This window comes from Bartonella sp. TS25HLJMH (assembly GCF_042193505.1).
GTDB lineage: Bacteria > Pseudomonadota > Alphaproteobacteria > Rhizobiales > Rhizobiaceae > Bartonella > Bartonella grahamii.
In genome coordinates, this window is record NZ_JBHILV010000001.1 from 151,280 (window position 1) to 172,191 (window position 20,912).

The 20,912-nt window shown below is 36.7% G+C and carries 12 protein-coding genes; 1 reads left to right on the forward strand and 11 read right to left on the reverse strand.

What is annotated here, in order from left to right; all coding sequences use genetic code 11:
* Positions 1-19 precede the first annotated feature (19 nt).
* The gene (gene trxA, locus ACFINF_RS00635) at positions 20-343 is read left to right on the forward strand and encodes a thioredoxin (RefSeq protein WP_375619210.1); all 324 of its coding nucleotides are present in this window, start codon (positions 20-22) and stop codon (positions 341-343) included.
* A 739-nt stretch (positions 344-1,082) separates the two neighbouring features.
* Here trxA and tsaE read toward each other — a convergent pair.
* The 11 genes from tsaE to gyrB form a co-directional block, all read right to left on the reverse strand.
* A complete protein-coding gene (gene tsaE / locus ACFINF_RS00640) occupies positions 1,083-1,553 on the reverse strand; it encodes a tRNA (adenosine(37)-N6)-threonylcarbamoyltransferase complex ATPase subunit type 1 TsaE (protein ID WP_375619211.1) in 471 nt (156 codons plus the stop codon).
* Between the two features lie 51 nt (positions 1,554-1,604).
* Positions 1,605-4,070 carry a PAS-domain containing protein gene (locus ACFINF_RS00645; RefSeq protein ID WP_375619212.1) on the reverse strand — a complete coding sequence of 822 codons (2,466 nt, stop codon included), beginning with the start codon at positions 4,068-4,070 and terminating at the stop codon, positions 1,605-1,607.
* A 33-nt stretch (positions 4,071-4,103) separates the two neighbouring features.
* On the reverse strand, positions 4,104-5,501 hold the full coding sequence (gene ahcY / locus ACFINF_RS00650; protein ID WP_375619213.1) for an adenosylhomocysteinase: 1,398 nt from the start codon (positions 5,499-5,501) through the stop codon (positions 4,104-4,106).
* A 718-nt stretch (positions 5,502-6,219) separates the two neighbouring features.
* Positions 6,220-7,218, reverse strand: a complete 999-nt coding sequence (locus ACFINF_RS00655; RefSeq protein ID WP_375619214.1) for a complex I NDUFA9 subunit family protein — start codon at positions 7,216-7,218, stop codon at positions 6,220-6,222.
* A gap of 42 nt (positions 7,219-7,260) precedes the next feature.
* Positions 7,261-8,580, reverse strand: a complete 1,320-nt coding sequence (locus ACFINF_RS00660; RefSeq protein WP_375619215.1) for a bifunctional folylpolyglutamate synthase/dihydrofolate synthase — start codon at positions 8,578-8,580, stop codon at positions 7,261-7,263.
* A 4-nt stretch (positions 8,581-8,584) separates the two neighbouring features.
* Positions 8,585-9,505 (reverse strand): acetyl-CoA carboxylase, carboxyltransferase subunit beta, encoded by a 921-nt coding sequence (accD, locus tag ACFINF_RS00665; protein WP_375619216.1) that lies wholly within the window; start codon positions 9,503-9,505, stop codon positions 8,585-8,587.
* A gap of 993 nt (positions 9,506-10,498) precedes the next feature.
* Positions 10,499-11,218, reverse strand: a complete 720-nt coding sequence (locus tag ACFINF_RS00670; RefSeq protein ID WP_375619217.1) for a sulfate transporter family protein — start codon at positions 11,216-11,218, stop codon at positions 10,499-10,501.
* 1,878 nt (positions 11,219-13,096) lie between these two features.
* Positions 13,097-14,518, reverse strand: a complete 1,422-nt coding sequence (gene coaBC / locus ACFINF_RS00675; RefSeq protein ID WP_375619218.1) for a bifunctional phosphopantothenoylcysteine decarboxylase/phosphopantothenate--cysteine ligase CoaBC — start codon at positions 14,516-14,518, stop codon at positions 13,097-13,099.
* A gap of 68 nt (positions 14,519-14,586) precedes the next feature.
* Positions 14,587-16,173 carry a 2-polyprenylphenol 6-hydroxylase gene (gene ubiB / locus ACFINF_RS00680; RefSeq protein ID WP_375619219.1) on the reverse strand — a complete coding sequence of 529 codons (1,587 nt, stop codon included), beginning with the start codon at positions 16,171-16,173 and terminating at the stop codon, positions 14,587-14,589.
* A 2-nt stretch (positions 16,174-16,175) separates the two neighbouring features.
* Entirely contained in the window at positions 16,176-16,958 is a 783-nt protein-coding gene (gene ubiE, locus ACFINF_RS00685) for a bifunctional demethylmenaquinone methyltransferase/2-methoxy-6-polyprenyl-1,4-benzoquinol methylase UbiE (RefSeq protein ID WP_375619220.1), read from the reverse strand.
* 115 nt (positions 16,959-17,073) lie between these two features.
* Positions 17,074-19,506, reverse strand: a complete 2,433-nt coding sequence (gene gyrB, locus ACFINF_RS00690) for a DNA topoisomerase (ATP-hydrolyzing) subunit B (protein ID WP_375619221.1) — start codon at positions 19,504-19,506, stop codon at positions 17,074-17,076.
* Between the last annotated feature and the right edge of the window lie 1,406 nt (positions 19,507-20,912).

Below are 20,912 nucleotides of genomic sequence, written 5' to 3' on the forward strand. Positions count from 1 at the left end.
GAATATAAAGGATAAATCAATGACGTGTATAAAAGTTGATAAGGACAATTTCGAAAGTGAAGTTCTAACCTCTTCCACCCCTGTTGTGGTTGATTTTTGGGCAGAATGGTGTGGCCCTTGCAAAATGATTTCTCCAATTTTGGATGAAATTTCAATGGAAATGCAAAATCAAGTTAAAATTGCTAAGGTAAATATTGATGAAAATCCGGAACTAGCTACCCAATACGGAGTACGTTCTATCCCTACATTATTAATGTTTAAAAATGGAAATATTTCATCGAATATGGTTGGCGCTACCTCTAAAGGACGTCTTTCTGAATGGATAAAAGATGGGCTTAGTTAATTCTACATATAATCACTATAAAGGAGAGAAGCTTTGTCTCTCCTGTTGATTTTTTTAAACATTCTTTTTTGCATTATACTATAATAAAAAGATAATAAAATCAAAATGTTAAATGAATTCAAGAATTCGTACTTTTATGCATGATTCAATTGACTATTTTTTATAAAAAATTGCTCTGTATGAATAATATAGGCAATTCTTTCCTTATATGCGCGTCAAAAATATTGGGTGAATGATAATTTCATAAAGGTATTTTCTTCTTGGATAAGACTATAGAGATAGATAGTGCTTTCAACACATAAAAAGGCAATATCAATCTAGAAATAAGGAGATTTTAAGAAAAAACTTTGCAAATTACTTTTTTGAAGTTAACAATTTTTAAGCAGAAAGAAGCAAGCAATTCACTACAATTATATAATGCTCTTCTAAAGGGGTACCACTTCAATTTAAAATTCTCTTACACTATTCTCTAGAATCAAAAGACTTTTTTTGAAGCCTTTACCAAAAATATGAAAGGCAAAAAACATTCTCTAAAATAAATTGATAAATTCCTGTAAATTAACGGATGTCCTTTGCAATTTATGTCATTGTTATATAAAAGAGTCAGTATTTCGTCTCATCTTCATGGTTGATACATCCATGAGGGGCTTCTTTATGTTGTTCATCATCTCAAATTTCGGTACGTATTGAAGTATTATCAATTAAAAAATGATGATGCCCATGCTCATGTCGATGTTTTTTAAAATATACGAATTGCAAAAGACTGTTGCAAACGTTCAATAGAATGTCGTGCTGATCTGAGTGTTACATGACGCCCATTTTCTTTATAGTGTAAGGTGAGTGCAAAAGTGGCGAGCTCTAAAAGAGCTGTATTTCTTTCTGGCCATTCAACAAGTAAAATATTTTTCTCACGAGCTTCATGAAGCCCTAATTCATCAATTTCTTCTGCCATAGAAAGGCGGTAAAGATCAGCATGAATAATTTCAAACTGTGGAAGTTGATAGCTTTGCACAAGAGTAAAAGTAGGGCTTGGAACATCCATAGTGTTATCATTCGCAAGTGTTTGGATGATTGTACGTGCAATAGTTGATTTTCCAGTTCCAAGATCTCCTTGCAACGTTACAAGATCCCCCGGCTTTAAAGAAAGGGTTAAATGTTGTGCAAAAAGCTTTGTTGCCTCTTCATTTTCAAGAAAAAAACTAAAATTCATTAAGAGTTCCATGAAATGGATGAAAAACTTTTGTTATAATAAAGATTAAAATTAAAAAATCTTATCTCCTTTGGGAAGTGGGAAAAAACATTTAACTGTTGTTCCTTTTCCAGAACCGGTAAGAATCTCAACATGTCCACCGTGTAGTTCAACGAAACTCTTCACAAGGGAAAGGCCAAGACCCGCTCCTGCACGCCCGCCATGGTGTGAATGAGAAGAAAAACGTTTAAAAATACGATCAAGGACGTCTTTTGGAATATCAGAGCCTTCATTGTGAACGCTAAAGACAATATTATCATCTTGTTCATCGACGCAAAATTCAATAGTGCTCGCTTCCGTTGCAAAATTAATAGCATTACTCAGCACATTCACAAAAATTTGATGCAAGCGTTTTTCGTCAGCAGAAATAGAATTTAAGGAAGGAGAAATTTGTTGTAAAAGCGTAATATGGCGTCCATTAAGGCGATCTTCTATACGTGCTACTGCTTGTATCATAGCATCTGCAATATTAACTGATTTTATTTCCAACTCCATAATGCCTGCATCAAGGGTAGCAAGATCAAGAATATCGTTAACAATATTTAAAAGAGTTCCTGATTCTGAATGAATATGCCCAAGATATTCTTGTTGACGTTTATTGATAGAGCCGAAAATTTGATCACGTAAAATATCGGAAAATCCAATAATATTGGTGAGAGGTGTACGCAATTCATAGGAAACATGTTGGACAAATTCATTACGCAAATGATCAGCACTTTCTAATGCTTCATTTCTTTCTTGAAGAGCACGTGCAACATGGACAGTATCTGTAACATTCACAAAAGTAAGCATTGTTTGTCCATCGGGAAGAGGAACCAGAGTATAGTCAATAATCATATCATTTTTAAGATCTATACGACCTGAATATGTTTCACGTTTTTCAGCAAAACCGGTAATGAATTTGGTAAATTGATCCCATTCTTGTCCTAAGGTTAAGGCTGAACAATGGCTTTGTAACTGTGTAATATGGGTCCCTTCTACCAGTAAATTATAAGGAAGAGACCACAATTTCGACAAGGCAGGATTCGATAAACGAAGGCGTCCATCAGTACCAAAAACAACCACGCCTTCGGAAAGTTTATCAAGTGTTTCACCTTGTATTTTAATAAGTGTATTATAACGGCGTTCAAGATCAATTTTTTCTGTAAGGTTTTCGTAAAGCCAAGTGACACCTCCTTGTGGATGAGGGTTCGAGATAACACGCACCGTACGCCCATCTGGAAGATTCCAAATTTGTTGGTTCGATTCTGTTTGTCGATAGGCTTTAAAAAGTTCTTCTTTCCATGCGCGCCAATCGGGGTGTTCAGCAATGAGCCCTTTTTCACGTAGACGTTCAAGAAATAATGTATGGCTTGGTTCACTTTCTAAAAAGGAAGTCTCCAACGGCCATAAAATTTTAAAAGCATGATTACAGAATTTTAATTTTTGGTTTGTATCAAAAATAGCTACAGCTGTTGAAATTTGGTCAAGTGTTTCACAATGGCTTTGAAGAACATAACTTAATTCATGAGCAAGATTTTCATATGCGCTGTCATCACGCGCAAAAGCTGCCATCCCTTCGGCTGTTGTAATACGTGTGAGATGAAAACGATGTCGTTCTCCATCAATAACTGTGTGAACATGTTCTTGAAAAATTGTTTCTGTTTCATCTGTTTTGCGTTGTGTATTTTCATTGAAAAGATCCCCCACTTCATCACTGCCTTCACGAAAATCTGTCATTTCTCTAAAGGCGCGATTGATAAAACAAACTTTTCCTTCACAATCTTTTATCCATACGGGCTCTTGAATAAGATCAAGAAGATTACGCTGCATTCTCAGTTCAGTAAGAAGGCGGGCGATATCTTTCTGTAAACGAGCATTTTCACTCTGTTGTTTTGAGATATCTTGAAAACGAGCAATAGCGACTGTTCCTGCGATGACTCCTGTAACTTGCAGCAATACATTGTTTGTGGTGGTGATAGAAAGATCAAAAGGGTGACATTTACAAAGTAGTTGAGTCAATGCATAATCAAGTTCTCGCAGAGAATTTTCTTCAACCCAGAGCTCAAAACGCTGAAAATCTTTCTGGTCGATTCCTGTTTTTTGCAATGCAGAAAGGGCACCAACGATACGGGGTAAGGTTGTTGGATTTTCCCAAATAAGAAGGAATTGCTCGGTTTCTTCCAGAAGCCATTCATAATATTTAAGTTTTTCAGAAAAATTTGCCTGAATTATCTTCAAAGGCTTCTGTGCAGTTTTTTTTGCACGCATAATAACAGCTAGGCACGTGAGAAGTGAAGCACAAGAAATTCCTCCACACAGCGCTAAAAGCAGCCATGGACCATCTAGTAAAGTGAAGAAAAATGGTAGATAACCTTCCAGTGGCTGAGCAACAGCGCATGTTGGAGAAAAAAAGAAAAAAAGGCAAAATATATACGCATAGATTCGAATCATTTTTTGAGCTTTTTCTTTGGGGTTATAGTCACCAAAGCTGCGCACGACATCTTTCCCTTTTTTAACCCAAGGAAATGTTTAGTAACGGTAATGGTTTGATTTATAAGGTCCTTGTGGTGTGACTCCAATATAAGCGGCTTGTTCTTCTGATAAAACACTTAATTTTATTCCTAACCGATCAAGATGTAGACGTGCAACTTTTTCATCAAGATGTTTAGGCAAAACAGTGACTTCATTTGTGTAGTGTTCTGCACGGGTAAAAAGTTCAATTTGCGCTAAAACTTGATTAGTAAACGAGGCTGACATGACAAAAGAGGGATGCCCAGTCGCATTCCCGAGGTTTAACAAACGCCCTTCAGAGAGCAAAATGATGCGTTTTCCATCGGGAAAGGTGATCATATCAACTTGTGGTTTAATATTTGTCCATGGCAAATTTCTAAGGGCTGCGACTTGGATTTCGTTATCAAAATGACCAATATTTCCAAGAATACACATATCCTTTACTTGTCGCATATGGTCTAAACGAACAACATCTTTATTGCCTGTTGTCGTGATGATAATATCAGCACTGGAAGCAGCATCATCCAAATTAACAACTTCATAGCCATCCATAGCTGCTTGAAGAGCGCAAATAGGATCAATTTCTGTTACTTTAACACGAGCCCCAGCACCAGAAAGAGATGCTGCTGAACCTTTTCCTACGTCACCATAACCACAGACAATGGCAGTTTTACCAGCGATCATCACGTCTGTTCCACGTCGAATACCATCGACCAATGATTCTTTACATCCATATTTATTATCAAACTTTGATTTAGTGACGCTATCATTGACATTAATGGCAGGAAAAGGCAAAAGCCCTTCTTTTTGTAACTGATAAAGACGGTTTACACCTGTTGTGGTTTCTTCGCTTACACCTTTAATTGCTGCGCGCTGTCGTGTAAAAAATCCTGGTGTTGCATCCATACGCTTTTGTATTTGTTTGAAAAAAATTTCTTCTTCTTCTGTTTTGGGATGCGATAGGATATCTTTATTTTGTTCTGCACGACTTCCCATTAAAATATAGTTTGTGGCGTCAGCGCCATCATCTAAAATAAGATTGGAAGGATTACCATCTGGCCATTGGAAAATTGCATCTATATAAGTCCAATATTCTTCCAATGTTTCACCCTTAACGGCGAATACAGGAATACCAGTTGCGGCGATAGCTGCTGCTGCATGGTCTTGCGTAGAAAAAATATTGCTAGAGCTCCACCGTATATTGGCGCCAATCGCTTTTAATGTTTCAATTAAAACAGCTGTTTGAATTGTCATGTGCAATGAGCCAGAAATACGCGCTCCGCGCAAAGGTTGATTAGAGGAAAACTCCTTACGACAAGCCATCAAACCAGGCATCTCAGTTTCAGCAATATCAAGTTCTTTACGACCATAAGCGGCAAGGGCAATATCTTTGACAACAAAATCTTGAGCTGCCATTCTTTATTCCTTTAAAATGAGTTTTTCCAAGACGGTAGGAGAAATTAAAAAAAAATGCAAGACAAGAAGAGGACTTCTTTATGTGAAAAAGCTCTTTTAAAATCTCCATAAATTTGTGCAACAAATATGCATTTATGAATCTGAGTAATGATGTTACTGACAGAATAAGAGATCTTCATTATAAGTCTTATTATATAAACAAAACTCTATCCTTTTCACGTAGCTTTAAAGCTTTTAAAAATCTCCAGAGAGAATACCTTTTAAATAATAAAAATTGTGCATTGCTTCACAGTTTTTATATCGATTTTTTATGGGATAATATCGAAAGTAGAATACTTATATTCTACTCGCTTATGCGGTTGTTGAAAAAGGAAGTATTACCTTACTTTAATCTCATTATTAAGCTTTCTACTAAAATAATATAATGTAAAGTCATAGGTTATCATATTTATGAATAGGCAATTCAGAATCGGTTCTTTAGGATTCCAATGTTATATCTGCTCTTGGATAAAGACAGTTTATAAGAAGTGCTTTTCTCCTGTTTTCAACGATTTTTATCAAAATAATATAGATATCCGATTAAACATTTTTTGTGATACTGAATAGAGCATTTAAAATGCAAAAACATTACTCTATTGAGCACTCTGATTTTAGAACCGCTAACAACGAGCTATGACTTATAAATCAAATAATTAACTCAGTTTTGGAAAAATTTATTCTAGACGAATAAGTTTTGCGAAAATTGACCATGTGGACGAAATCGCCAAAGATAACTTGGCAAGAATGCAGCCATTGCTCTGGGGGTAATTCCCACACCTTCTAGAGTATATCCATTCTCTATAGCCTCTTTAGAAACAATGTTATCCATTTGTAAAAAACGTATCTGATTGGCTGTTACGATTGTTGGTAAAAAAGGCAATTTACCGATAGTTCCCAAAATTCCTCCAATCAATAGACCAGCAGAAAGGGGCATGGATAGGATTGTTTTTTTACGGTGAATAATTTTGAGTATATTTTCAAGAGTATTTTGGAAAGTGATAATCTGGGGACCACCAAGATCATAATTTTTTCCCCAAGCAACCTGTCCATCTAAAGTGCGCGCGATAAACTCAGCAACGTCACCAACATACACGGGTTGCAATTTGCTTTTCCCACCCCCAAAAAGAGGCATAATTGGTAAAAAACGTGACAAATCTGCTAAAGTGTTAAAGAAACAATCCTCTGGTCCAAAGATAACGGATGGACGGATAATAATTGCTTGAGGATGCTTGTTATGAATGATTTGTTCACCCATAAACTTAACACGTGCATAAAGACATGAAGCATTCTCGTTAGCCACAAGTGTTGACATATAGATGAGTGGAATAGCAGCTTGTGCTGTTAATTCAGCAACATTGTAAGCACCATCAATTTGTGTGTTTTTAAAATTCGATTGATTTGCTTGTTTTAAGCTACCAGGCAAAAATACTGCCGCATCAGCTCCAAGCAACGCGCGTGCAACAGAGGCACGATGCTTGATATCCGTTTTAAGCATTTGGGTTTGTCCTACTTCTCCTATTTGGAGCATATAATAAGCTTTTTGTGGACAACGAACAGCGATACGAACGCGATATCCCCGCTTAGTCAAAGTTTCAACGACATGTCGTCCTACAAAACCAGATCCGCCAAAAACAGTAATAAGTTTAGGATGTTGATAAAGTGCACAATCAAGTTGCATGATTAAAAAGTCTATCTTTCAAAGCTTTAAAATAATCAATTTCTAGCATGGAGGTGTTTTATTGTCACGTAAAATATCGCCCGCAAGATAAAGGGAACCACTAATAAGGACAATTGCCTCTTTATATTCGGCTCTAATCTTATGCAAAGCATCTTGTAGATGTGCTTGTGGAGTAGAAAAGATTCCTGCTTTTTGCGCTGATTCAGCTAATTTTATTGGAGAGATACTGGCATTATTGTTAATCAGCGGTATCGTATATATTTTATCGACAAGGTTCGCTAAGGAACGAAAATAACCGACAGCATCTTTGGTATTGAGCATGCCAGCAATCATAATAATGGGACGATCTGTTTTTTTTCTCCATTGTGTAAGTTCTGCCGCAATAACTTTTCCAGCAGCAGGATTGTGACCACCGTCTAACCATAAATCAATATTAGGAGACAGTTGATCAACCAAATGTCCTTGGATAAGATGTTGCATCCGTGCGGGCCAATAGATATTTTTCAAAGCGTCATTTATAGTTTGTTCTGAAAGTTGAAAACCCGCTTGACAAACTGCTTCAAGAGATGCGCCAGCATTGGCAACTTGGTGGTCTCCAATAAGGTTAGGAAGTGAAAGATCCATGAGACCTTGATTGTTTTGAAAAACCATACGTCCATGTTCTTTATAACTTTGATAATCTTGATCAAATAGAGAATAAGGTGCTTTATTTTTATCGGCAAGGGGTATTAAAGTAGCAAGAGTTTCTTCATAATTTTGCTTCCCGATGACTATTGGAACATTTGGTTTGATAATTCCCCCCTTTTGAAAAGCGATTTGAGCAATTGTGTTTCCAAGAAAGTTCTCATGATCATAATCAATGGGCATAATAAGCGATACAGCTGGTTTGTTAATGACATTGGTAGCATCAAAACGCCCTCCCAACCCAACTTCTAAAATGACAACATCAGCTGGATGTGTACTAAACAGTATAAAGGCAGCGGCTGTAAAAATTTCAAAAATAGTAATCGGCTCTTGACGATTTACTTTTATAATTTCACGGATTGTCTCAGCCAGTTGGTTTTCTGTAACAAGTTGACCACCTCCTTTTTGACCTAACCGGCAGCGTTCATTCCAGTTGACGAGATGAGGTGAGCTATAGACATGAACGCAGTATCCTGCACTTTCTAAAAGAGCACGGCAAATCGCTGAGGCAGATCCTTTGCCATTTGTTCCAGCGATGTGAATAATAGGGGCAAGTTTTAAATGTGGATTACCAAGACGCTCTAAAAGGTGAATAATACGCTCTAAAGAAAGATCAAATTTTTTCGGATAATTTTTTAGTAAATCATCCACCACCCTTTGTATTTGGCTTTGTTGCATAAATTTAAACTGCTTTTGCTGTAGAAAGCGATGTTTGAGAGTCTGTTGGGGATGGATCGGAAGGGTTAAAAACAGCAGGGCGTTTCATCATCAAACGTAAAAGACGCGCAATTGTTGTTTTCATTTCTAAACGTGATACAACCATATCAATCATACCATGTTCGAGCAGATATTCACTACTTTGAAAACCTTCTGGTAGGGTTTCGCGTATAGTTTGTTGAATCACACGTGGACCAGCAAAACCAATCATAGCGCCAGGTTCAGCAATGTGAATATCACCAAGCATGGCGTAAGAAGCAGTAACACCACCGGTGGTTGGATTAGTCAGCACAACAATATAGGGAAGTTTTGCTTCTTTCAACATTTCAATCGCTACGGTTGTACGAGGCATTTGCATCAACGAGAGTGTTCCTTCTTGCATGCGTGCGCCACCAGAAGCAGAAAAAAGAACTAGCGGGCGCCTTTCGGCAATGGCAGTATCAAAAGCTTTAATAATAGCTTCTCCTGAAGCCATACCGAGTGATCCACCCATAAAGGCAAAATCTTGAACGGTTGCAATGATTGGTAAGCCTTCAATCGTACCACGTGCACTTAAAATATTGTCATCAACACCAAGTTTAGAACGATAATCTTTTAACCGGTCAATATAGCGTTTTTCGTCACGAAATTTTAAAGGATCTGTTACAACTTTTGGATTTTCAAGAGCTGTATAAACACCATCATCAAAAAAATGCATGAGACGATTTTTAGCGCTGATACGCATATGATGGCCAGAATTAGGAGCTACAAATTGATTAGCTTCCAGATCTTTATGGAAGATCATTTCACCACTGGTAGGATCTTTAATCCATAGATTTTCTGGAATTTCACGGCGCCCCAATATAGAGTTAATTTTAGGACGAACATAATTTGTAATCCAGTTCATCTTTATAACCTTCCTTTAAATATTACACATCTTTCGCATGATTTGAAAGAATATGAACCTAAGCAGTCACATTTGCTTTACCGGTGGAACAAAGGAGTCTATTTAATACTTTTATCAGTGTACGTATAGCTTGTTTTTTAATTTTTTAATTTTCCAATATCATAACAATTACATCTATGAAGAGTATATCCTATAACAAATTTCTCATAAGTTTAAGAACTTACATGTTTTTATTTTTTTACTTTGGTATTAAAATTCACTCCTTGCGATGGTTAACAAACCCCTTATTTTTTGATAAAAATGAATATCCAATTAATCATTCGTATCGACAGTTTTGAAGAAAAGAAACCTTATAATATAAGGCGTTAACAAGGCTAAAATAATCCATTTAAGATAATGTATATGATAACACCATATTAGCGAAACGCTAACATCAGAGCAAGATTTTTTTCAAAAGGTTTCTTTAAAGCGCGCGCTTTTCACAATTAAAATAGAATACCCTCAAAAATGCTATTATACTACTCATTCATGTACTTGTTTTACACAGACATTTTTCAATAATCTCCGAAACTCTTTTATGACGGTGCTCAGAAGAGTATATACTCTCCATGAATGGTATAAAATACATTATGCTCTCCATTTTTACTGAAATAGAAGGTATAAATCGATACCATCATACTCTTTTCAAGTTTTTAATGTGACGATAATGTTTGCATTGAGAGGATTCATAAAAGATATTTCACGCCTTTTTGAAAGTACTTTTATCCACACACCACCTTCGTTTATGACATATTAACAAACGATTTCAATTGATCCAATATGAATAGGATTAAAAAGAGAAAGCCTCATGATATTTAGGTTTTTTACTCATGTTGTGAAATGATAAATTATCGTTGTAAATCAATATATTACTTTAATGAAAGATAAAGCATAAAATTTTATATTATGCTTTCTTTGGTTGGCAAGTTTTATTAGCCTTAAAGTCAAGTAACATTATTTTTGTGTAATGTGTTCCATGGTCTTTTGGGAAAGCATTTTGTGTAAATATGTCATAAAGGCGGCTGCAAAAAGCGGTGTTGCTAAATTAAGAATTGGAATCGAAACAAAAAGCGCTATCAATAATCCTGCACCAAAAACCGTTGTGTAATGAGTATGTAAAAAAGCACGTGCATTTTGCTCTGTTCGAAAACGATAAGCAGCAAACAAGAAATATTCATGACCAAGCAAATAACCATTAATAACATAAAAAGCGATTAAATTAATACCTGGTATGAAGAATAAAATAAAAGCAATTCCATTACCAAGAAGGCTTAAAATAACAAATTTAAAGGAAATGATAAGAGAACGCCGAAACGGCAAAGCTTGTCCAATAGGCTCGTTTGGGTAATCCTCTTTTTCAATGATTTCAGCAACAGAGTCAATGAAAAAACCACCAATCATAGCTGCGATTGGTGCAATCAAAAACGCCAACAAAAGAGCCAAACCAAGATTAAAAATGATAAGCATGCTAAAACCAATCCATCCCGCCCAACTAGGGATTCCAGGAAGAAACTGAGCAATCCAGGGCCAAAAGTAAGACACAAAAAGTTGGTGCACACATAACCATAAAATGGCGAGAATGAAAAAAGTAATCCCCAATGCTTTCAGTATCATAATACTATATTGCGAGGTCAGAAGACGTTGTAAAGCACGATAGGCAGCAGTAAAAATCATAGATTAATAAACTAAGGAAAGAAGCAAAAAAACAAGAAATATATTTAAAGAATGTGCAGTGTAATTTTTTCTTTTTTGAATTACAAGATTTCTTTTCAAGAACATTATAAAAAACGACTAAAGTTTCTTTGTTTAAAATAAAGTTTGAATAAATAGAAATTTTGATTTTTAAAAATCAAGAAGAATTTAAAAAGCAGCTGTTGTAGAAGAAATTTTAATATTTTTGTACAGAGTGTAGGTTATTGCGTTTATATGATATATGTGAAAAATTAAGGAATAAGAACTATTTTGGAGGAAAGTTGTTTACTTCTATTTATTCAGTAGAGTTGTATAACTTCATTTATCTACGTGCTTAATTGTTTTGCACAATGCCCAATACTCTGTACTTCTCTACTATTTGGCGGCATGCTTTTGCCTCTCGCTTTTATTCAAAACATATTGAGTTCAATGGAATAGGAGTAACGTAGTAGCTCGTAGATATTCTGATTTGAGCAACAGAATGATTAATATGATAGAAGTGAAAAAATAAGCTTAGGCGATTGACCGTTCATATCCCATGGAAGGGCAATTGCTTGAGAAGAAGCAAAAAGTGGGAGACGCCACTGATGATTAAAAATGATGAGATTTTGAATTTTAAAAGCTATAAGTGCAATGAAGTAAGAATTCATTGAAGTGCTTTTCGTACAAGCGGTGCACTGTATCAAATATTTTTTAGATAATAACACCACTAATTTATGAAGAGAATTGATCATTTTCAACTTGAATAAGAATCCAAAATATAGAGATATTCTTTAATTTCAAAGCCTCTATTCAACATCAAAAAATTATTTACTTGCACATTATACGCGAGACCAATGTGTGGATACAAAGCTTTCGATAAAGGAATAAAAATACTTCTCATAAAACATCACAATGTGCGGATATCATGGATCAAATTCTAGTCTTTGCGGTCTTGGTATGTTAGAGAGAGGACACACACATTTAATTTTAAAGACCGATCACTGAGGAAAATAATAAAGGCGTCAGTTTCATAAACTTATAGACAGTGGTGCAATGAATTTTGTCTACACTCTTTATGAACGTCAGTGTGAGATATGCTTCAAATTGTATCGAGATGTTATAATACATTGATTTATACATTGTTTTTCATAGTGAATAAGAGCTCCAAATAAAGTTGTCATATTTTCTCATTAACTGCTCTCATCATGAAACAATCAAAATCATGTATTTGCACATCATAAATAGGACCAATATGGGGATAAAAACATTGAAGAGAGAAAATGCTTTTATAAATTTTATCCAATGCAAGAGCTTTCTCAAAATTGATGATAGGCAAAGTGAATGATAGCTTGTTTTTTATAAGCTGGGGAGACAGTGGTGCAATAGATCCTACTTTTTATGAAGGCTATGGGTGAAATGGAATTTTTTCAAGAAACATTTCCAACGCTCGTCACACTTATTTCGCAACAGTTCCTGTGAATAGTATAAGGGTAAAGCTCTCGTGAATAAATAAAACTTATAGAGCACCACTATCTTTATGCTTAATAAAAGAGCACGCTGGAGCCATCATCCTCAGTATTGCTCGACAGCCCTTTGTTCTTGAGACGGTCCATTATAAGCGTTTTTAGTTCTTTCTTAAACGTTTTGTATTCATACGGCTATCCTTGTTTACAACGTGCAAGAAAATGGTTTTTATTGATTCAACATGAGGGAGATTTGAAATGAGAGAATCTTACGATATTCGGGATTCTAATTTAATATGAACAACGCTAGATTATCATTATAAATCAAAATATTGTATACTAATCGAGATAGATAGGCACCTATTGTTAGTTCTATTTTATAAGGTGTTTTAATATGAATGCATTTGAAGAGTTATTATTTGAAATGGGGTATATTTTCCTCATGAGGAGTAGGTGTCTGGGGGGCAAAAAATGATACAATCATGTTCGCTAATTTTTGCGCTACGTGTTGTTTACTCATATGGGGCCATTGTTCAACTTTTTCTCTACTCACGAGATAAACTTGATTTGTATCAGCACCCATGACATTTGTGCCATCTAGTTGAAGAGAAATATCATTAGCAAGAATGAAATCAGCTCCTTTTTCAACACATTTTTTTTGCGCATTGGCAATGATATCACATGTTTCAGCAGCAAAACCAATGACCAATGAGGGGCGATTTGGAGCGTGTCCAATCGTTGCTAAAATGTCAGGATTTTCGATCATATGAAGGGATGGTGGTATTTTATGAGCATTCTTTTTAATTTTATGTAAAGACTGCGTTTGACTGCGCCAATCACAAACAGCGGCAACGAAGATGGCACCATCAGCAGGCAATGCGGCTTGAACGGCTTGTAACATCTGTTGTGCTGTTTCAACATGAATGGTTTTTACTTCTTGTGGGTCTGCAAGATTAACAGGTCCACAAATAAGTGTTACTTTTGCACCCAAATGCGCAAGAGCGGTTGCGATGGCATGACCTTGTTTGCCTGAAGACCGATTAGCAAGATAACGCACCGGATCAATTGGTTCATGGGTAGGGCCAGAGGTAACGATGAAATGGCGGTCAGAGAGAGGTTTTTCATGCACATTCAAAAGAGCCTCTATGGTAGCGACAATCGTTAAAGGTTCACTCATGCGCCCATATCCTATCTCGTCACGTTCAGCCATATTTCCGATTTCTGGTCCAATGATATGAACGCCATCTGCGCGCAGTTGTGCAACATTGCGAATAGTGGCTGGATGCGCCCACATGGACGGATTCATAGCGGGTGCAATTAAGAGTGGACAGCGTGCCGCTAAAAGGATGCAATCAGCCAGATCATCTCCTATACCATTGGCTATTTTTGCAATGCGATTGGCTGTAGCAGGGGCTAAAATAATAAGGTCAGCATTACGTGCTAATCGGATATGTCCAATATCGTGTTCTTCTTCGCGTGAAAATAAATCAGTATATACAGTATCACCGCTTAAAGCTTCAGCGGCTAAAGGCGTAATAAATTTTTGTGCTGCTTTTGTCATTACAACTTTTAAGTGTGCTCCACGTTCTTGTAAACGGCGAATCAAATCAAGTGCTTTATAGGATGCAATACTTCCCCCAATAATAAGAAGGAGTGATTTTGATTTCAATGATTGCACTTCAATAGCGCTAGTATGAGAGAGTTGTGTGGTGAGAGGAGTGGGATTACTTAAAAGGCGTCGGACTTCTTCTTCCATAGAAATACCATTTTGCGCGGCGCGTATGCGCAAAGCTTCTTTGGTTTCAGGAGACAGGTTACGAATAGTAATACTGGCCATAAAATACTTCCAAGAAATAAAATGATTGCAATGATTTCATTGTTGATATTTTTAGCATATTAAGGAAATTAGAAAAGATGAAAAAAGTAAAAAGTGAGACAAACGCAACAAAGCGCAATGATGAAAAGGCTATAACGACCATAACGGTTTCTACGACTTTGTTCGATAGCAAGTTGTTTGAGGGTGGCAGGAGAAAGGTTAAAACCTGTTTTTCTCATTTGATCGAAATCTTCTTCTATCCGTTGGAAATTTTGAACCAATTGTGGTGTTTTGCGTGCCAGCGAAAGGAGAGCTTGCGCTCCTTCACTAAAGTCTTTTGCAACGCCTATGGGTCCTAAATTTTTACTAATCCATTCTTTGACAACAGGTTCAGAAGCTTTCCACATATTAAAAGTGGGGTCTAATGTGCGGGCAACACCTTCCACGACAACCATCGTTTTTTGCAGCAATAAAAGTTCAGGTCGTGTTTGCATGTCAAATAATTCAGTGACTTCAAACAATAAAGTGAGCAATTTAGCCATGGAAATGCTTTGTGCTGATTGTCCGTGTATTGGTTCGCCAATAGCGCGGTTGGCTTGCGCAAAGCTTTCAATATTATGGTATGAAGGAACATAACCTGCCTCAAAATGGGCGCGTGCAACTCGGTGGTAATCGCGGGTAATAAAGCCGTAAAGAATTTCAGCAAGGAAATGCTTTTCTTTTTTACCAAGCCTTCCTGTAATGCCTAGATCAACAGCAACAATACATCCTTTTGCATCTACAAATAAATTACCAGGATGCATATCGGCGTGAAAAAAACCATCACGCAATGTATGACGAAGAAAAGATTGAATAAGCGTAATGGCAAGCGCCTGCAAATCAAAACCTGCTTCTTTGAGTTTGGAAATTTCAGATATTCTGATACCATCAATCCATTCCATTGTGAGAACATTACGTCCTGTCCGTTCCCAGTCAATACATGGAACCCGAAAGCCTGTATCATGTTGAATATTTTCAGCCATTTCAGATATAGCTGCTGCTTCTAACCGTAAATCCATTTCAAGGCGTGTTGTTTGTGCTAAAGTATCCACCACACGAACAGGACGAAGCCTTCGAGAGGCAGGGATATAGCGCTCTTGTAAGTGAGCAATGAGATAGAATCCTCTAAGATCTTTAGAAAAACGTGCTCTGATATTAGGACGAATAACTTTTACAGCACATTTTTTCTTATGACCAGTTTCATCACTGTATTCAGCTGGGTGAACTTGAGCAATAGAAGCGGCAGCAATGGGGGGATAAAAATTTATGAATAAATCATCAATAGAGCGACCGAGAGAACTTTCAATTTGAGCAACAGCGGCAGTGCAAGAAAATGTTTGGACACGATCTTGTAGTTGTGACAAATCTTCCGCAATATCACGTCCAACAATATCAGGTCTTGTGGCAAGAAATTGACCAAGTTTTATGTAAGAGGGTCCAAGCTTATTAATGGCATACGAAATATTTTCAGATCGCTGTTTTTTTTTCGTTTTGCGTCGTGCTAATGCACTCGCTATACGATGACATAGCGCTGGAAATCCTTGAAGATCATCATGAGGAAGAGCACTTAAAACACCTTCACGTGTTAAAACCCATCCTGCACGCATCAATTGAAAGTAAGGGGAAATTTGCACCATTTTTAAATTTTCCAACCTGAATGCAGCGCTGCAATCGCACCGGTGAGATTGCGGTACGATATCCGCGAAAATCCCGCATGCTTAATCATATGGGCAAAATCATCTTGCTTAGGAAATTTGCGGATAGATTCAACCAAATAACGATAAGCATCGCCATCATTTGCAATAAATTGACCCAGCTTAGGGATAGCATGGAAAGACCAAAGATCATAAATTTTATCCAGCAGAGGCATCTCAACATTTGAAAATTCTAAACATAAGAAACGTCCACCGGGCTTTAAAACACGAAAAGCTTCTCTAAGAGCTTGATCAATATGAGGAACATTGCGAATTCCAAAAGCAATAGTGTAAGCGTCAAAGCTTTGATCTTCAAAAGGTAGATTTTCTGCATTGGCTTCAACAAAATCAATCAGAGGGGCAAGACCATTTTTTTTTGCGCGTTTTTTGCCAACGCTGAGCATTGAGCCATTAATATCAAGCACTGTAGCATGGGCTTTTTGGCGTGAAGCATTAAGAATACGAAAAGCAATATCACCTGTACCGCCAGCGACATCAAGAACTTTCCAATGAGAAAGTGCTGGTGGGGAAAGCCAAGCAATCATGGAATTTTTCCACACACGGTGTAGCCCTAAGGATAAGATATCATTCATCTTGTCATAATTTTCAGCAACAGAATGAAACACACCATCCACCATGGATTGTTTTTGTGTTTCATCTACTCTTGTAAAACCAAAAGAGTGCTCCATGCCACCTTTGGCTCCTACACGTTCTGTTTTAACTGCCATGTGTATGACCTTCCTTACTTTTTTATCGTAAATGAAATAGAGAGAGAATGTTCAAATACGAAAAAACAACGTATAAAACTGCGACATTTACACAGCTAAAAACAGAAGAGTACCTCTAGATATCAAGATTGGCAACGCTTAAGGCATTGTCTTGAATAAAAATACGTCTAGGTTCAACTTCATCCCCCATAAGACGAGAAAAGAGTGAATCTGCATCGGTTGCATCATTAATTTTTACTTGTAAAAGAGAACGTGCATTAGGATCAAGCGTTGTTTCCCAAAGCTGTTCAGCATTCATTTCCCCAAGACCTTTATAACGTTGAAGAGTAATACCTTTTTTACCATTTGTAAAAATGCTCTCTAAGAGGCTCATAGGACCAAAAATACGCTCTGTTTTATCTTTGCGACGTAAAAGAACAGGAGGATGATATATGTCGATAAAATTTTGGGAAATGCGATCAATTTGGCGTGCGTCAGTTGAATTTATAAGTCCAACATCAAGTGTAACAATATCTTTAACACCACGCAAAATACGCTCAAAACATAAGTTTCCATCTGCTGTATATTGTCCACTCCAACCTTGTTCCATATCATCAGCAATCAGATTAAGGCGGTGTGCTATAGTATCTGCTATTTTTTGCGCTTTTTCTTGTGTTGCAAAGACTTCAAGATTAAAAGCGCCAACAATTGCTGCTTGTTCAACAATATTACGGTCATAACGGGTATGAAGACCATTTAAAAGTTGACGTAATATACGAGCATCTTTAGCGAGTTGATACAAATCAGCCCCTGCACGAACTTCTCCCGTTGAAAGCTCAAGCGTTGTTTCTTCTAAACCAGTATCGATCAAGAATTCTTCAAATGCTGCTTCATTTTTAATATATTGGGAAGATTTTCCACGCGATACTTTATAAAGAGGAGGCTGAGCAATATAAAGATGTCCACGTTCAATCAACTCGGGCATTTGTCTAAAAAAGAAAGTGAGCAGAAGAGTACGAATATGGGCTCCATCAACGTCCGCATCTGTCATGATAATAATCTTATGATAACGTAATTTATCCGGTGAAAATTCATCTTTACCGATAGACGTTCCAAGAGCTGTAATAAGTGTTCCAATCATATCAGATGAAAGCATGCGGTCGAAACGTGCTCGTTCAACATTGAGAATTTTACCACGAAGGGGTAAAATTGCTTGATTTTGACGTGAGCGCCCACTTTTTGCTGAACCGCCAGCCGAATCCCCCTCGACAATAAAGATTTCTGATTTTGCAGGATCACGTTCTTGGCAATCGGCAAGCTTTCCTGGCAGAGAAGTGATATCAAGCGCCCCTTTTCGTCTTGTGAGTTCACGTGCTTTGCGTGCTGCTTCACGTGCTGTTGCAGCTTCTACCACTTTACTAATGAGAAGTTTTGCTTCATGAGGATGTTCTTCCAGCCATACTGAAAGACCTTCATTGACCAAATTTTCAACAATAGGGCGCACTTCAGAAGAGACTAACTTATCCTTTGTTTGTGAAGAAAATTTTGGATCAGGAACCTTGACAGAAAGAATAGCTGTTAATCCTTCACGGCAATCATCACCGGTTAAGTTCACTTTTTCTTTTTTAGCAATACCTGAAGATTCAGCATAGCCATTAATTTGGCGCGTAAGGGCACTTCTAAAACCTATCAAATGAGTTCCACCGTCACGCTGAGGAATATTATTGGTAAAACACAAGATCTTCTCATGATAGGAATCATTCCACCATAGGGCAACATCAACGCTCATACCATCCTTTTCACTTGCAATGTAAATAGGATTATCAAGCAGAGCTTTTTTTGATTGATCAATATATTTGACAAACTCCGTTAATCCACCTTCATAATGTAATTCAACTGATTTAGTATCAGCATGACGCTCGTCAACAAGGAGAATATAAACCCCAGAATTTAGAAAGGCTAATTCTCGTAAACGGCGCTCCAAAGTTTCAAAATCAAACTCAACCATAGTAAAAGTTTCAGAACTTGGTAAAAATCTGATTTCTGTTCCACTTTCTCTATCGCAATCGCCAATAACTTTTAATGGAGCATCAGCCACTCCGTGGGTAAATGATATTTCATGAATTTTACCATTCCGTCTGATTTGCAATTTAAGCCAAACGGATAATGCATTCACAACTGAGACGCCAACACCGTGTAACCCACCTGAAACTTTATAAGAGTTTTGATCAAACTTTCCGCCGGCATGAAGCTGTGTCATAATAACTTCAGCCGCAGAAACACCTTCTGTTGGGTGGATATCTGTCGGAATTCCACGTCCATTATCACGAACAGAACAAGAACCATCAGCATGGAGTGTGACGTTTACAAGAGTAGCATGACCGGCTAAAGCTTCATCGATAGCATTGTCTACAACTTCATAGACCATATGGTGTAAACCCGATCCATCATCAGTATCACCGATATACATACCAGGACGTTTACGTACAGCATCAAGACCTTTAAGGACTTTGATAGAAGAAGCGCCATAATCATCACTTTGTGCCGCTGAGGTTATTTCATCACTCATAAGTTAGTCCATTCCTGTGTTCAATTTACAATATTTTATCTGCTTTTTTAAGCTCAATGTTCTGATCAGTTATTTATGGAATAACCACATTAAACATTTACCGTATATCAGAACTAGATTCAATATCTGTCGATATATAATGGAGAGAATGATGAAATGAGATTGTACTGTTATATCACAAAACTCCGTCATTTAGGGCGGTGATATAAGGAAAGTAAGCACTGCCTTGATACATTAAGTATTTTTAAAGTGCGTGGTGAATATTCGGAGCAGGGTTTATTTGTATAACCTTTAGTTAAGTTAAGCGCATGAGTGGATAGCTCCGAGGAATTAGTCGAGAGAAGCAGGACTGTCTAGACGTCAACCGCTAGTAGGAATCCTTTTCCTTTGAGGGTGGGGATGAGGTCAATTAAGCTTTACAATAATGATGCTATTTATTTTGTTTATTTTTGCATATGCGTAATGTTCCAAAATTAGTTATGCATTTTTGTGTTAGACTAACAAAGGTCTTACTTGTTTTATCCATAAATCAATTTTCAATTCTAATGCTGCCGTATACTTAAAACAAAGGTTACGAGCTCTCTAAGCAGCTCAATCTTTTGTATGTTAGATTGAGGCGAAAATATTGTGTATATTGGTTTCATCTTTAAAATGTGGAAAATATAAAGGCGTAAATGTAAAAACACGTTTCCACTATCGTTCTTTTATTCAGTTTTACAACTTTTAAAAACGTCTACGGCGATGTTTTTAAATAATGAGGGTGATGACGCATTGTCTTACGCTTTTGATTTTCTCATTCCTATAATGGAGGTTACGTCCCTTATTTAAAACAAAACACCATTGCACTGTTATTCACGCGCTTTTTTAAGAAATAGCTCTCAATGTTCCTAAACTCATTTTACAATGATGTTTGAATAGCATAACGCAAAATACCCTGTGAGTACTACAAGATTCATGTACCTCATTTTCCCATATTAACAATAAGGCGCAAACCAGCATCATCATTTTATTTTCCAGTTCTTAAATGTTGATGCAACCTGAATGTTGAGAAAACCCTCAGCATTTGAAGGATATTTTTACTCTTTTCTTTAATAGTATTTATATACTCCCTCTGGTTGTGATACGCAAGAAAATGGTTTTGATTTTTTCAATATAAATAGATTTGAAATAAAGTTTTTTATTCAATACATAAATAATAAATTATCATTACAAATCAGTATCTTAATATTTTAAGATATGTGGGATTTTTTGATAAAATAGAGTGTGCCACTACAGTATGTATAGCTTATTTCTTATATCTAAAAAATCAAATCGCCTTTCTCTAAAATTACTTTTTATATATTCATTTGGGAAAATTAACACCAAAAGCTTAGGCATTTTCAATGGTTTTTAAAAATAGCAAGAAT